The following is a 15,432-nucleotide window of genomic DNA, read 5'->3' as shown; positions in this document are numbered from 1 at the left end:
AACAAAAAACCGCGTTACCACGGTTTTTTGAGATAGGTTCAGTTATTACAATTAGAATGTTACAGGGAATGCCTTGACTCCTCTTATAATCATGCCAGGTCTCCATTCCAGCTGCTCTTCTTCAACTTCCAGCCGGATATCCGGCATTCTTCGGAGCAGTGCACTAACGGCAATTTCTCCTTCGAGCCGGGCGAGAGGAGCACCGAGACAATAGTGAACCCCTTTACCAAAAGCGATATGGTCATTGACTTTCCTGGTAATATCAAAGGTATCCGGCTCTTGAAATTTAAGGCTATCACGATTTGCTGAGAGTAAGGACACGAACAGCATATCTCCTTGGCGAATTTGTTTGCCATCTAGCTCTAAATCTTCGGTTGCCCAGCGGATATTACTTACCTCAGCCGGCCCGTTGAAGCGTAACATTTCCTCAATAGCGGATTGAATGAACTCGGGCTGAGCAAGAAGCATTTGTTTCTGTTCCGGATGCTCCAACAGTGCCAGCACGCCATTTCCAATCAAGTTAACGGTTGTCTCATGACCAGCAATAATCAGCACAAATACAAGCGCGTACAATTCTTGCTCTGTCAGGGCTTCCCCTTCTTCCTCAACGCTGATTAAAGAACTGATAAGATCATTTTGTAAATGCTTGCGCCGCTCGGCAATAAGTTCCTGTAAATAATCCACGAAGGCCTTCATGACCTCATCGCTAGCCTGGTCAAGCTCCGGATTATTGAATCCTTCCATAATAACATCGGACCATCCTCTGAATCTATCCTGGTCCTCCAGAGGCACACCCAGCATTTCACAGATGACTATAATGGGGAGCGGGAAGGCATACTCTTCGATTAGATCCATTTTCCGGGTGCCTTTTCCAGCAATAGTATCCAACAACTCCTCGCTAATCTCCTCGATCCGCCCACGAAGTCCTTCAATCATCCGGGGTGTAAAAGCTTTTTGAATTAAACGCCGCAATCTGCGATGATCGTCAGGGCCAACGCTAATCAAATTTCGAGAAATAACTTCCTGGTGCGAAGGCAAAAAAGCTTCTTCATTACCGGCATTCGGGGGATTCGTCACAAAACGTGAGTCCTGCAAAACCTTAACCGCATCCTCATACCTGGAGACTAACCAGGCAAATTGCCCGCCCGGCAGCAGAAAACGATGTACCGGCTCCTCTTCGCGCAGCCGTTCATAAGCTGCAAAGGGCTGCTGGATAAAAGCCTTGTCCATAAAATCAACTTCAGGTCTGGTTGGGTTGGCATTCTCATTCATGGTCAATCGAGGCACCTCCAAAATGATAATATTGGTATCATTACAATAATAAGAAAATCGTTCGCGGCGAAGGAAACTGCTATGACAAGTTGAGCCGTATCTTTGACTCATTCATTTTTTTCGGTATTACCGGACACCAGCAGAGTTCAAAACTGATAGAAGCTTTTGAATGTTACGTGGCCTTATCAAAAGAGCCGTTGGAGGATATCGCTCTCTATCAAGCTCAATATAACCGGTTAGTCGCCTTGTTTAGCGAATTGGCTGACCTTGGAGTTAAGGAAGCGGAGCAGCTTAATATTCTGAAAAAGATGTTTTTAAGTCAGATAAAAGCATAAGAAGGACACCGTCCTCATTGGTTAACAGAACCAATTCAGTTTATTGTTGACTACGGCGTTCTTCCAGTTCCTTTACAATCTGAGGATACTTCGCATCCAGGTCATACTTGCGCAGGCAGAGATACGTAAGCACGAGTATTGCCACAGGAAGATATACAGTAAGAACAAGAATACTGGTTATTGCGGAATCCGGCTGTGTGGTTAATGTTCCATCATAATCCCCCATGGCCAGAATCCACCCAATCATCGCTGCGGCTAGGCCCATACCAATTTTAACGCCAAAGCTGTTTGCACTATTGACCATCCCCACCAGACGCTTACCTGTCTTCCATTCACCGTACTCTACAGTATTATTGACGAGCACCCCGCCCACAGCCATCATGGGGATGGTTGCCAGAGTTGTTATTCCACCGAGCACTAATGCAGCGACAAAGCTATATGGCATGAAACAGCGGATACCCAAGGCAGCGATTCCGACGATCAGCCCGATACGTGCAGTGCTGGAAAGGCCAAACTTTTTAATCATTGGTCCCACAAGAGCGAAGCCGAGAAATACCGGAATCAAACCAATAGCACCCATGATTCCGATCAGATCCTCATTACCTAAAATATATTTGGTATAATAGATCCCCGTTGAGCCGTTAAGCGTATACATCATATTAATAAATAATTGAGCAAACAACATGATGATCCAATATTTGTTCTGTAGCAGGAGCTTTATACTTTCCCAGAAGGGTACGTTATCGCTTTCATTCAAATTGACGTTAGCATTGTTCTCTTTGGAGGAAAGGAAGGTCAGGACCAGTGCAATGGCTGATAATAATCCAAGCACGACGGCAACGATGATCCAAGCCTTCTGATCTCCACCCAGCATATTGGTAACCGGAATTAATACAACAGAGACAACGATTCCAATCATGTATCCGAAGATGGTACGGGTAAGGCCCATCTTACCGCGTTCTTCTACGCTTTTCGTACGAATGGCCATTAAGCTTCCGTACGGAATAGCAATTCCCGTGTAGACAATGGCAGAAGCGAATATTACTGTAGCCAATGCATAGATCGTTTTCACCGTGTTAGATGCATCGGCAGGAACTGTAAATAGCAAAATGATAGCGGCCAGTGCCGGGAGAGCCATCCACAGCATCCAAGGCCGTGCTTTCCCGTACTTCGATTTAGTACCATCAACGATACGGCCCATTAGCAGGTCCGTGAATGCATTAACTAACTTGGTGATCAGCATAATTGTGCCTACTGTTGCAGCTGCAATACCCACCTTATCTGTATAAAAGTAAGTAACCATCCCAATAAGTCCGCTAATGGAGTTCAGTGCAATTTGTGCTACACCGTCACCTAAGTAATGATGAGGCCGCATCGTTTTCTGGATACCCTGGGCATCAGTACCTAATGGTTTCGATTTTTTGGTTGGTGTTACAACCTCTGTACTATAAAGATCCGTTGTTTCATTCATTATTTTACCCCCGTTTGCCTTATAATGATAACGCTTTCTATTCCTTATTTTAATCCTCTATTATAAATAGATATGGTATCGTAATTGTTTTTTTGGAAATATGATTGCTATCTCAACATTTATTTCAAGCGCTTTCATCCCTGCAGTTTCTAGGTTACATTAAAATAAAAAGGGCATTGCAGTTATCCTGCAACGCCCTCTTGTTTCAACGCATAGCCCCCTGCTTTTTCGGTTCATTTAATGTTTTCAAAACCAGTTTAAACAACATTGCTGTTTCCTCAGGGGTATTGGTCAACAATTCGCTTATAGAGAAATCATATGCATATTTAATCATCGGATGATCCAGCATACCGGGTGCGTGTTCTTCAATCATCAGAAGAGCTATCGGCTCTTCGATGACTTCCTTAAGCGTGGAGTCCAAAGTAAACCGCTCTATGTCCAGATTGGTCTGTGTAGGATATCTAAAACAGTAATCTCCAGAACCGACTTCAATCGGGTCTTCCTGCTCAGGCAATATAATGACCGCAGCAGTATTGGCAGGGATCGTCACATTGACGATAATTTCCCCATTCCGGCAAGACCATGAGCTCTTGATTTCTCCATATACTGAATGATAAATACCTTCTACTGCACTTATTCCTTTTATGAACTGAGGGTGTATCAGGATCTTTTTAAACCCGGGTTCGATCTGATTAATACCAGCCAGCTTCCTGTACATCCATTCCCCAATAGAACCATACGCATAATGATTTAAGGAGTTCATGCCTGATGTATCGAAATCTCCATTCGGGAGAATGGAGTTCCACCGTTCCCAGATGGTTGTAGCTCCCTTCTTAACTGCGTAGAGCCAGGACGGAAAATCTTCTTTCAGGAACAAGGTGCCCGCAAGCTCATGCATTTGATTCTCAGATAATACATGACACAGATATGGAGTGCCCACAAAACCGGTCGTAAGGTGATTCTTATGCTGGGCTATGCTAGACTCCAGGGTCTTGCGGACTCTCTCCCGGTGCTTGTCCTCCACCAGATTGAAATGAAGAGCTAATACGCAAGCCGTTTGAGTCTCACTGACTAATCTGCCGGTTGCGGAAATATACTCTTCCTGGAACGCTGATTTGATTTGGCTATGAAGCGTTTCGTATTTGGTGGCATCCTCAGATCTGTTTAACACGCTGGCAGTCTTGGCCAGCAGCTCTGTGGAATAGGCATAATAAGCGTTAGCCACCAGATACACATCCGTAGCCCCGGTCCGCTCATTACTGATCTCTTCCTTATCAAGTCCGAGCCAGTCTCCGTATTGAAATCCTGTCTGCCACAGCCCATTAATCCCGCAGCGTCCAGAGATGTAATCAACCCAGCCCTTCATGCTGTCGTACTGTTGCTCCAGCAGCCTAAGGTCGCCATACATCTGATACACGGTCCAAGGAACAATAACCGCAGCATCGCCCCATGCAGCAGCTCCTTCCTGATTCCCCAGGATATTTGGGATTACATGCGGAACGCCATATTCTTCAGTCTGCTCAGAAGCAAGATCACGCAGCCATTTCGTGAAGAAGGAGGCTACATTCATATTAAAGGCAGCCGTTCCGGCAAACACCTGAGCATCTCCTGTCCAGCCAAGACGTTCATCTCTTTGCGGGCAGTCCGTAGGGATGTCAAGGAAATTACCGCGCTGGCTCCATTGAATATTACTGAATAATTGGTTAACCATTTCACTCGAGGTGGTCAGACTGCCTGTTTCCTCCAGATGTGAATGCAGTACGCAGGCGGTGAACAGCTCCGGTTGAATGACCTCTAAGCCTTCGACCGCAATGTAACGGAACCCATGAAAAGTAAAATGCGGCCGGAAGACTTGCTCTTTCCCATTACAAATAAAACGGTCAATAGAGATTGCTTGCCGCAAGGTCTCAGGGTACAGGTTCCCTTCTTTATCAAGTACCTCGGCATGCCGGATAGTAATGACCTGGCCCTCACGCCCGGTAATCTGCAGCTCTACGAATCCGGTCAGAATCTGTCCGAAATCAATAACCTGCTCTCCTTTGGGTGTCGTAAAGAGCTTCACTGCGGGCAGCCTTTTGGTAATCCTGACCGGTTCACATTCCTGGGCGACAAGACGCTCGTTATTATAGGAGAATGGGACCACTTCATATTGAGTATCGTCTACATAACAGGAGTCATAGGTCTCTCCCATGTAGATTTCGCTGGAGCGGATCGGTCCCTTCGTCACCTTCCAGCTCTCATCTGTCACAATTACTTCTTTCGATCCGTCTGTATAGACGATGTGCAGTTCGGCGATAGCGGCCACTCTGTCCCCGTAATGATTCGGAGTACAGGTGAAGCCAAAGATCCCTTTATACCAGCCATTTCCAACTGTGATCTCTATTTTATTTTGCTGCTCCAAGAGTCCGTCTAAGTTATAGGTTTGATATTGCAGCCGCTCCTTGTAATTCGTCCAGCCAGGAGCAAAATAATGATCCCCTACCCGATTTCCATTAATAGAAATTTCATAAACTCCTAATGAGGATGCATAGAGACGGGCTGACTGTATATCCTTTTCTGCAGTGAAGATCTTTTGGAAAACGGGAGGTGCAGTTTCATCATCCGGGAAGGTATGCGTAATCCAATCTGCTGTAAAGTTACTTCCCTTCAGAAGACCTGTTTCGAAATGTCCTGCAATACTGGCTTGATTGCCTTGATTGTCCCATGCAGTGACATGAATCTGATACAAACTAGAGGCCTGAAGCGGGAGGCCAGCATACTCTACCAGAATTGAAGTGTCCGCCTCCACCTTACCTGAATTCCAAACCTCCTCAGTATCCTTGGTTACAGTGATCTGATAGGCAGTCTGCATGACTCCTTGCGCTGAAGAAACCAAATGCCATGAGAAGCGCGGGCTTGGTGTATCCAAGCCAAGGGGATTGTCCATGTATTCAATGCGAAGATTGTTTAACTCCATCTGTATCCGCCTTTCGATAATTCCAAAAATTTTATGATACCGCTTACTACTCTTATTGTAATGAAATAGCAGTGAATATTATGGTATTATGATTGTAATTTTAGAAGCTTAATACTATGAGGCAGTCATAGGAGGTTTTTATGGAACAAAGCGTTGCAAGCCATTGCAAGCTCATATCCGGGCTTTTTGAGCTGTCCGTGTTTTTTATTGGTCGTGCCGGTGACGTTCTTGTTGAATGCTTGGATGATCGGATGTTAAATCCTCTATATGGAAACGATAAACAATTATTCTTTAATGTTTTGGAATTAGAGCCTGCGATTTGTAAAGAGATGGGACTGACCCCCTAATGTGAGACAAATCAAAACACCTTCAAGAGAATGAAACTCTGTCGTAAGATAGGGAGATATCCTTGGAGGTGTTTTTTGCGTTGGCAACCAGAGTGAGTTACCCCGTAGAAATAAAGATGAAAGCTATAGAAATGAGATTGGCAGGAGTACCCGTGAGCGATGTTATGAGACAGTTGGGCATACGAAATAGGACACAACTAAAAGTCTGGATGAAATGGTATCGCGAAGGCGAAATTCATCGCATGGAGCAACCTGTAGGTAAGCAATACAGCCTTGGAAAAGGTCCGGAAGCCACTACGGAGCTGGAGAGACTAAAGGCAGAGAATCGATTCCTGAAGCAACAATTGGACCTGCTAAAAAAGTACAAGGAACTGGAAAGGGGGTGGAACCAGAAGTTGTCGTTGCCTGGATCGAATCCATTCGGGCAGAAGTGAAGGTGTCGGAGGCTTGTGCGTGGCTTGGGGTCGCGAGAGCTACCTACTACCGCTGGAAGGCTGCCAGGACTCAACGTACAGATCGGATGGTGGAAAAGATAAGGCAGCTTTGCACTCTGCACAAATTCCGGTACGGTTACCGTAAAATCACGGCACTCCTTCGGGCAGAAGAGCCTATAAACCATAAACGGGTCCAGCGTATCATGCAGCGTGAGGGATTACAGTGCCGTGTGAGGATGAAGAAACGAAAGACTACGGGGCAACCGGCACAACCTGCAGAACATCTGTTAAAGCGGCAATTTCATGCAGCAGCTCCCTTGCAAAAACTGGTCACAGATATTACGTATTTGCCGTTTGGCGGCAAGATGTTGTACCTTTCAAGTATTTTGGATCTGTACAACGGAGAAATTGTCGCTTACAGTATAGCGGACAAGCAGGACACGTCCTTTGTATTGGATACGCTGGGCCAACTTCCAGAGCGGGCCAACATGCTGCTCCACAGCGATCAGGGCAGTGTGTATACGTCTCAGGCGTACCAGGCGGCAGTCAAAGAAAAAGGCATTACCATGAGCATGTCCCGTAAAGGAACGCCCGCGGATAATGCCCCCATCGAATCGTTTCATTCCACCCTAAAGTCTGAAACGTTCTACCTCGAAGATCTCATGTGTACAACGACAGCAATCGTTGAACGGACCGTTCGAGACTACATCACCTACTATAACTCAATTCGGATTCAGGCGAAACTAAATAACCAGTCGCCGGTGGATTTTCGGCGACTGGCTGCTTAAACTTGCAAGGTGTTTTGACCCCTGTCTCACAAACAGGGTGCAGTCCCGATCCCTGTCATTAGAAAAACGCTCTTTTTTGAAAATTACATATCCATGAGTGTGGTCAGTAACCAGAGCTTTGAAGGAACCATTATTGTCGGCCCCTCTCTGCCCTTCACGCTATTCGACCACAAAATAAACGGGCTAATCAACGATACGAATCTCTTCGCCAACCGGGAGCAGGTGTTTCATTATTATCAGTCTCTTCCTGTCATCACCTACGGGAAGCTGGTGAACATTGCCGTTCTGATCTATCAGATGTTCAGCGGCAAGTTCATTGCAGCCGATCAGATACAAGATCAACTGGAGCTGCAGGTTGAAGAAACCAAGATGCCGGGTGCCATCCGCTTTGCACCAAACGATGAGCTGGCCCCTCATCATAATCCCCTTTATGAAAAGAAATTGTTAACGATCATAAGAGAAGGCCAAACGGAAGCGCTTAAGCGATTCTCGCAGCTTGGCAAGGAGAATACGGGGATACTGTCCAAATCAAGCCACATCCGCTCCAAAAAAAATCTAGGCATTATAGGCATTGCTCTAGCTGCCAGAGCGGCGATAGAGGGAGGGCTTCATTCAGAAATTTCCTTTTCGGTAAGCGATCTGTACATTCAACGCCTGGAGGAATTGCGGACGGAAAAAGAAATTGATCAGTTATGTTTAGTTGCATTTTTTGAGTTGACCGAAAAAGTAGCTCAGGTTAAGGAAGCCCGGTATTCTAAAACCGTTACCACATGCAAAAATTATATTTATGACCAGCGATTCTCCAGGATCACCCATGAATCCATTGCCGGTCACGCCGGCATCAGCCCGAATTATTTGTCGGTTATATTTAAAAAGGAGACGGGTGTACCGGTTAATGAGTATATCCAGCAGATTAAAATTGAAGAAGCCAAAAATATGATTCTGTTCTCGAATACACCTCTGTCCGAAATCGGGTCACTCCTGAGCTTTTCTGATCAGAGCTACTTTACTAAGGTTTTCAAAAAGCATACAGGGCTAACCCCGAAACAGTATCAGCAAACACAACACTTAAGCCAATAAGCCCGGTTCTACAGGGCTTATTGGACTTATACTCGAATTAGCTATTCACAGCGGCAAGAATGCTCTGAAGTGTCTCTTCAGTGAACAGCCCATTACTCATCATGGACGCGTTATGCAACGAAGTGTTCAGAATTAATTCGTCCATTCCTTCTCCCAAACCACTATCCTTAACATCATGTTGTCCCATTGCTTCCATAATAGCAGCGCCACGGGGATGCTGAAGCAGGTCCGCAAAGGTAGAATGCCTTGTGATGGTTTGGAGCAGAACAGTACTTGATTCCACCACTACCGTGTCTTTTAGTTCGATATTTCTGGAAGAGCTGCCGATGAGAATTTCGAATTCCCCCGTCTCAACAATCCAATCTTGATGCTTGGCATCGTAATACGCAAAGGATCGTTTATCCAGCTCAAATTGAACGGTTGTCTCTTCTCCTGGTTGAAGCGCAACCTTGGCATAGCCTTTTAACTCCTTTATTGGGCGGGGGAGTGTTGATTCAATATCACTTACATATAACTGAACGACCTCTTTTCCAGCCATACGTCCTATGTTCCTGATTTTAGCTGTAACGGACAAACGGTCTGTGTCCTGAATCGTATGATGACTGAGCTTAAGATCTGTATATTCGTATTGCGTATAGCTTAAGCCGAAACCAAAGGGAAATAGCGGTTCAACATCTCTAGTGTCGTAGTGGCGGTAGCCCACGAATATGCCTTCTCTGTATTCCGCTGTCTCCCCATCCCCCGGGAAGTTTAAGTAGGACGGGTTGTGAATTAGCTTTTTAGGGAAGGTCTCAGCCAGTTTGCCGCTCGGATTGACAAGCCCATAGAGCAGATCGGCTATGGCTCCTCCGGAAGCCTGACCGCCTAAATATGCCCCAAGCACAGCCTTAACGTTATCCAGCCAAGGCATTTCAAGCGGTCCTCCGTTGCTGAGTACAACTACAACATTGGCTTGTTCCGCAGCGACGGCTTCAATCATTCTCCGATGGTTATCCGGCAACTGAAGATGCTTTCGGTCAAACCCTTCCGATTCATAACGTTCAGGCAGACCGGCAACAATAACGGCAACTTGCGACTGTCTTGCAGCTTCAACCGCCTCCTGAATCAGTTCTTCGTCGATCGTATCGGTATCCAGCGGATAGCCGGCCGCATACCTTATACGGTCATCCGCTCCGGCAATCTTAACCATTTCTTCATATATCGTATCGAGCTTAGTAGGAAGAATGTGGGAGCTTCCCCCACCCTGATAACGCGCCTTCCGGGCAAAAGCACCGATTACCGCAACTGAATCCTTAATTCCGATAGGAAGGATAGCCTCTTCGTTCTTGAGCAGAACCATACATTCTCCGGCAATTTCACGGGCTTTAAGATGTTGAACCTCAGGATCAACTGTCCCCTTCTCTTTCCGGCTGTCGATCGCTTTAAAGATAAGTGTTAAAATTCTGTCTACCGTCTGATCAAGCGCAGCTTCACTCAGTCTGCCGGATTGGACAGCTTCAATAATCTTCTTGCTGCCGATTCCGTTACTGGATGGCATTTCAAGATCCATACCGGCAGCAACGCCCAGGTCCCGCTCGTTGACGGCTCCCCAGTCCGAGATCACTGCACCCTCAAAGCCCCATTCTTCGCGGAGGATGTCTGTTAATAGACGGGTGTTCTCTGAACAATACTCCCCGTTCACTTTGTTGTACGCAGCCATGACCGTCCAGGGCTGTCCTTGTTTAATGGCGTACTCAAAGCTGGCGAGATAAATCTCCCGCAAGGTTCGTTCGTCCACCTGGGCGTCGACTGACATTCTTTTAAATTCCTGATTGTTTACGGCAAAATGCTTAATGGAGGTTCCTACGCCCTGACTCTGTACACCTTGTATATAACTGGATGCCAGTGTTCCTGATAAATAGGGGTCCTCTGATAAATATTCGAAGTTCCGGCCGCATAACGGGGAGCGCTTGACGTTCACTCCTGGTCCAAGAACAATTGATATATCCTCAGCTGCCGCTTCAAGTCCAATCATGGAGCCCATTCTCTCTGCGAGCTCGGTATTCCATGAGGAGGCAAGACCGCTTCCGGAGGGATAGCAGGTAGCAGGAACACTTTGGTTCAAGCCAAGATGATCCACCTCCCCTTCTTGCTTCCGAAGTCCATGGGGGCCGTCTGTCATCATAATTGAAGGTATTCCAAGACGCTCGATGGGTATGGTATTCCAGAAATCTTGTCCAGAGCAGATTGCTGCTTTTTCTTCCAAGGTCATTTGGCTAATAATTTCTTTGATATTACGCTCCACGTGCTCTCCTCCAATGATAATCAAATCTAATGAGATCGCTTACTTTATTAGAATAAGGCAATTTCACCAAACAATATGGTAATTTGGTATCTTTTTTGGGAGCATAGTGTGGTGTTATTGCTTAGATCATTCTCGCCACTTCATGCGCTTCACTGACGGCGTTTAAGGCTCTGCGGGCACGCAAGGCATCACCGATCACATGGACAGGGATATCATGCTCGTTGCAAAAATGCTGGAGCCCCTCATAATTCCGTGACTTCGCCCCGATGGCAACAACAACAGAATCACATGGATACGATGAAACTTCACCGTTGCTCTCAATGACGACTCCATCCTCATTAATTTCAAGGCACTTGGTGTTGGTCATAATCTGGACCCCGGATTCATACAGGCTTTCCATGACACAGATCGAGCGTAGTTCGCCCAAGTCTTTTGCCACTTTATCCAGCATCTCAACTACAGTGATCTTAGAAGCCTTACCATGCAGGTATTCGGCAACCTCAAGACCAACGAGTCCCCCGCCGACAATAACGACTTCCCCGGACACCTCTGCTTCTCCTGACAATACATCATGCGAGTTCGTAACCTTGGTCAACTGGCTTCCGGGAATTCTCAGCTCCATGGGAGCTGCGCCTATAGCCACAATCACTTCGTCCGGTTGGAGTTCTTCCAGGAGCGATGCCGTAACCGGGCTATCGAGTCTGACCTCAATGCCCTCCCTGATTACCTGTTCTCCCCGGGATAGAGCGGCTGCTTTCATCTCTTCTTTTCTTGGCGCTTCCCCAGCCAGGGCAAACTGGCCGCCCAGCGCTCCTGCCGCCTCGCATACAATCGGCTGATGTCCTCTGCGTTTCAGCACCATGGCCGCTTCCAAACCGGCGATTCCGCCACCGGCAACTACAACCTTCTTGGGATGATCTGTTATCATCAGCTTGTATTCCGCTTCTCTGCCCAAAGCCGGGTTCCTTAAGCATGTAATGAATGGCACTTCACTTGAGACAAATCCGTCATAACAGCCCTGATTGCAAGCGACACACTCTATAATATCGTTGCTGTTGCCGGACTCTGACTTCAGGCAGAATTCAGGGTCAGCAAGCTGGGCGCGTCCGATCACCACCATATCTGCTTTGCCATCCGCCAGGATGTCCTCTGCCTGATCAGGAGCATTAATACGTCCTACCGCTACAGTCAGCATTCCGGTTTCCCGGCGGATTCTGGCTGCATTATCGACATTGAACCCTCTTGGCAGGTCGATAGGAGGCACCTCATATTTGATTGCCGCAGAAGAGAAATTACCTCTGGAGACGTCAAGCGCATCCACGCCGGCAGCTTGTGCCATTTTACAGAATGCGATAACATCCTCTATACTCAGTCCGCCCTCCAGATAATCATCGTGAGCATCAATACGCATAAACAACGGCATATCTGCCGGAATGTTACCGCGAATCGAAGTAATACATTCAATCAGGAATCTGGCTCTGTTCTCCAGGCTTCCCCCGTATTCATCGGTTCTCCGGTTAAAGAAGGGGCTCAGAAAAGAATGCGGAGTATAGTTATGGCCTGCATGAAATTCAATGGCGTCGAAGCCGGCTTCGACTGCCCGCCGTGCCCCTTCTCCGAAGGACTTAGCCGCAGCCTGTAAAGTCTCAATATCTGCTCCCGGTATGGTGTATTCTGTACCAGGCACAGGCACGGGACTTGGAATAATGATTATTTGCTCACTATCACTAGCAACGGCCAATCCACCCAGCCATAACTGAATTCCTGCCTTGCCGCCTGCATCATGGATGGCCTCTGTAAGCTGCTGTAGACCAGGGATATATTTATCATCAGAGATGGCCAGGAACTTCTTAGGCGCAGCTGGCCCATATACCGAACATACCTCAGTGAAATTTAAACCGCAGCCTCCTTCTGCTCTGGCTACATGGTAATCGATAAGCTGCTGGGTAACAAAGCGTTCCTCACTAGGCATTTTGGTGCCCATGGCCGGAAAGATAATACGGTTCTTCAACTCTAACCCTCTGATTTGAATAGGACTGAACAAAGCAGGATAAGCCATAATACATTCTCCTTCACATTCTTTTTCAAGACGCGAAACTTTGTTATATATTTCACATAATCAGTTCGACCTGATTACTGACACCTCAAATATACCTGAGCGAATGAGTTATGACAATATGTTTAAAACAAAATGTTTGAATTTTCTGCGGCGTTGTTCATACGATCTGTTAATCGGAAAATAACGAATCAATCAACAGGTTAAGGTATTCTATACGCGCTTCTTTGTCAGTCAGGAATAATCCATCTGTTTCCGTAATCCCTTCGTATTCCGTAGGATAATTAATAGATGAAGTGAAAATCAAATGCTTGAACCTGAAGTTATCATCATCTTCTGGTATTAGCTTACGTAAACACGCTTTGAGCAGGCTGCCAATCTCCTCTGACAGATCAATAACGCGTCTTGAAGTTTTATCATCATCTGAACACTCTAAGGAATGGGTGTAGATTACCCGGTTACCGGGAAAACGCAGCGAATATTCCATAATCTCGTTTGCTGCCAGCAGCAGCTTCTCTTTTGGACTGCAGGCTTCATCTCGTAAGATTGACAATACCGTAAGGATATTTTGAATATAGAATTCCTTAACCAGGTTGAGCATTTCGTCTTTACTTCGGAAATAATAATTGATGGCACTCACATTAACATCCGCTTCTTTGGCAATGGCGCGGATCGCGATATTACAGCTTTTGTTCTTCCCCATCAGATACAGCGCGCGGTCCAGGATACGTTCTTCAATATTTTTCAGCTCTCTCATATGATCCCCTCCATTACTTCTCTCTTAGCCATTATACTTTCACGGCTATCTGGCAGCAATTACGGCTTGTCGTTGAAATACAAAAGAAACCCAGAGTCTTTAAAAGACCTGGGTTTCTCCACGCTGCAGAAATTCATCAATCATCGTCTTGTATTTATCAAGACTGTACACGTTATACATCCGGGAAGTAAGCGCGCGGGTGTTTCCGAAGAAAAAGCGCTCAAACTGTCTTTGCCTGCCGCCGAAGGGGCCGATAGCCAGTTCCCAGCTTAGCCGGAAGAGCGAAATCCGGTCACAGGCTGATGAATCCTGTCCTTTAAGATAGAGACGGATAAAGCCGCCGGCATCAGATCCCAGGTCTGTCTCGGAAGGAAGCATCACCAGATTACTGGAGCTGATGTCCTGGAGCATACCCAGCATCTCCTGATAAAAAGAGGAATACTGCATCGTAGCCGCAATCAGCGGCTTGTGGGCCGGCACATAATAACCCTTGGCATCCGGTTCTGCCATCATTTCGGAAGCCAGGCGAAGAGCTTTTAAATTCTCAAGCATGGTCAAAATCCGGGATATCCGCTCCATCGTTACCGCTTCGAGAGCGATATTCTGTTCATCTGACAATTTAGAGATCAGGCCGAGCAGAAATTCCGTCTTGGCAATGTAGCGTGTAAGCACCTGATGGCCGGCATGGCTGTGAAAATTCCCTTCGCTGAACAGCCGCTCTCCAATCTCTTGATTCCCTAAGTAAAAGATACGGTTGCGTGGGATGAAGACGTGATCGAAGATCACCATGGCGTCCATTTCTTCAAATCTGCTGCTCAGCGGATGATCATATTGAGATGAGCCTGAGTAACTCTCACGACAAATGAAGGTCATCCCTTCCAGATCATTGGGAACGGCAAAAGCAAAGGCATATGGATTATCCTGTTCCATCATGGAAGGGAGAGGTGAAGGGATCACCAGTATTTCATCACAGGTTGCTGCCTGCGTAGCCATCATAAAAGCACCGTTTACCACAATTCCGTTCTCCTTGCGCTCGACAACTTTAGCTGTAATGGAATCCTCCACCTCGTCCACCACTTCGGACAACCGACTGGCAAACGGCTGAATGAATGCGTGGGATAAGGTAATGTCCTGGCTGCGGCAGTACTCATAGTACTTTTTAAGATTATCTTCATATTCCGGATTGTATTCTTGTAACAGATGCGCAGCGGTATATAAAGACATCAGCGTCGTGTTCATATAATCGGGTGATCTCCCTAAAAACCCGTGGTGCTTCCCAGCCCACAATTCCATCATGATCCTCCGGCGGACCAGGTCTTCCTTGCTTCTCGGGGCCAGGAAGGAAAGTCCGTAGCGCTCCCCATCCGTCCCGCTTTGAAAGGTCATTTGTTCGATGGTTTTCTGCTGATGCTGCATATCATACATTTCAGCTTGGGTCTTCATTAATCCGTTGAAGGCGGGATGGCTGGATAAAGGCCTTTGGATGGTTTTACCCTGGTACCATATTTTGATCTGCTGGCGGTCGATACGCTCGATATATTCCTTGCCGCTCTTAACTGCCATGGCCCACCACCCCATTCATGAACATTCAACGGTTTAGCCAAATTGACTAATACAGTTTCTGTAAAATATGTGGTGGTGTTAAAAGCAGT

The 15,432-nt window shown here is 46.6% G+C and carries 11 protein-coding genes; 4 read left to right on the top strand and 7 right to left on the bottom strand.

Annotated features, from left to right (window positions below; translation table 11 throughout):
• Positions 1-51: 51 nt before the first annotated feature.
• Positions 52-1,272 carry a cytochrome P450 gene (locus tag NYE24_RS04255; RefSeq protein ID WP_342479198.1) on the bottom strand — a complete coding sequence of 407 codons (1,221 nt, stop codon included), beginning with the start codon at positions 1,270-1,272 and terminating at the stop codon, positions 52-54.
• A gap of 89 nt (positions 1,273-1,361) precedes the next feature.
• Here NYE24_RS04255 and NYE24_RS04250 point away from each other — a divergent pair, with 89 nt between their 5' ends.
• Positions 1,362-1,607 carry a hypothetical protein gene (locus NYE24_RS04250; protein ID WP_342478136.1) on the top strand — a complete coding sequence of 82 codons (246 nt, stop codon included), beginning with the start codon at positions 1,362-1,364 and terminating at the stop codon, positions 1,605-1,607.
• Positions 1,608-1,647: 40 nt separating this feature from the next.
• On the opposite strand, the gene NYE24_RS04245 is transcribed toward NYE24_RS04250, so the two are convergent.
• Both NYE24_RS04245 and NYE24_RS04240 read right to left on the bottom strand, forming a co-directional pair.
• Complete coding sequence (locus tag NYE24_RS04245) at positions 1,648-3,078, bottom strand: glycoside-pentoside-hexuronide (GPH):cation symporter (RefSeq protein ID WP_342478135.1); 1,431 nt, start codon at positions 3,076-3,078, stop codon at positions 1,648-1,650.
• A gap of 205 nt (positions 3,079-3,283) precedes the next feature.
• A complete protein-coding gene (locus tag NYE24_RS04240; protein WP_342478134.1) occupies positions 3,284-6,004 on the bottom strand; it encodes a glycoside hydrolase family 78 protein in 2,721 nt (906 codons plus the stop codon).
• Positions 6,005-6,174: 170 nt separating this feature from the next.
• Between NYE24_RS04240 and NYE24_RS04235 the strand changes: the two genes are divergently transcribed.
• The 3 genes from NYE24_RS04235 to NYE24_RS04225 all read left to right on the top strand — a co-directional run bounded on the left by NYE24_RS04235 (position 6,175) and on the right by NYE24_RS04225 (position 8,683).
• Positions 6,175-6,381 (top strand): hypothetical protein, encoded by a 207-nt coding sequence (locus tag NYE24_RS04235; protein WP_342478133.1) that lies wholly within the window; start codon positions 6,175-6,177, stop codon positions 6,379-6,381.
• Between the two features lie 80 nt (positions 6,382-6,461).
• A protein-coding gene (locus NYE24_RS04230; RefSeq protein ID WP_342476556.1) for an IS3 family transposase occupies positions 6,462-7,603 on the top strand; the annotation gives its coding sequence in 2 pieces (ribosomal slippage) (positions 6,462-6,735 and positions 6,735-7,603; 1,143 coding nt in all).
• A 99-nt stretch (positions 7,604-7,702) separates the two neighbouring features.
• Positions 7,703-8,683, top strand: coding sequence for a helix-turn-helix domain-containing protein (locus NYE24_RS04225; RefSeq protein WP_342478132.1), 981 nt, complete (start codon positions 7,703-7,705; stop codon positions 8,681-8,683).
• Positions 8,684-8,720: 37 nt separating this feature from the next.
• On the opposite strand, the gene NYE24_RS04220 is transcribed toward NYE24_RS04225, so the two are convergent.
• The 4 genes from NYE24_RS04220 to NYE24_RS04205 all read right to left on the bottom strand — a co-directional run bounded on the left by NYE24_RS04220 (position 8,721) and on the right by NYE24_RS04205 (position 15,343).
• Positions 8,721-10,967: a glycoside hydrolase family 3 C-terminal domain-containing protein gene (locus tag NYE24_RS04220; protein WP_342478131.1), complete on the bottom strand. Its 2,247-nt coding sequence runs from the start codon at positions 10,965-10,967 to the stop codon at positions 8,721-8,723.
• A gap of 121 nt (positions 10,968-11,088) precedes the next feature.
• Positions 11,089-13,026 (bottom strand): FAD-dependent oxidoreductase, encoded by a 1,938-nt coding sequence (locus NYE24_RS04215; protein WP_342478130.1) that lies wholly within the window; start codon positions 13,024-13,026, stop codon positions 11,089-11,091.
• 169 nt (positions 13,027-13,195) lie between these two features.
• A complete protein-coding gene (locus NYE24_RS04210) occupies positions 13,196-13,780 on the bottom strand; it encodes a TetR/AcrR family transcriptional regulator (protein WP_342478129.1) in 585 nt (194 codons plus the stop codon).
• Positions 13,781-13,879: 99 nt separating this feature from the next.
• The gene (locus NYE24_RS04205; protein WP_036701427.1) at positions 13,880-15,343 is read right to left on the bottom strand and encodes a 4-hydroxyphenylacetate 3-hydroxylase N-terminal domain-containing protein; all 1,464 of its coding nucleotides are present in this window, start codon (positions 15,341-15,343) and stop codon (positions 13,880-13,882) included.
• Between the last annotated feature and the right edge of the window lie 89 nt (positions 15,344-15,432).

The organism is Paenibacillus sp. FSL H7-0350 (assembly GCF_038593195.1).
In the GTDB taxonomy this organism is placed as follows: Bacteria; Bacillota; Bacilli; order Paenibacillales; family Paenibacillaceae; genus Paenibacillus_AQ.
Note: the sequence above shows the minus strand (reverse complement) of the source record. Positions and strands in the feature narration are given on the sequence as shown.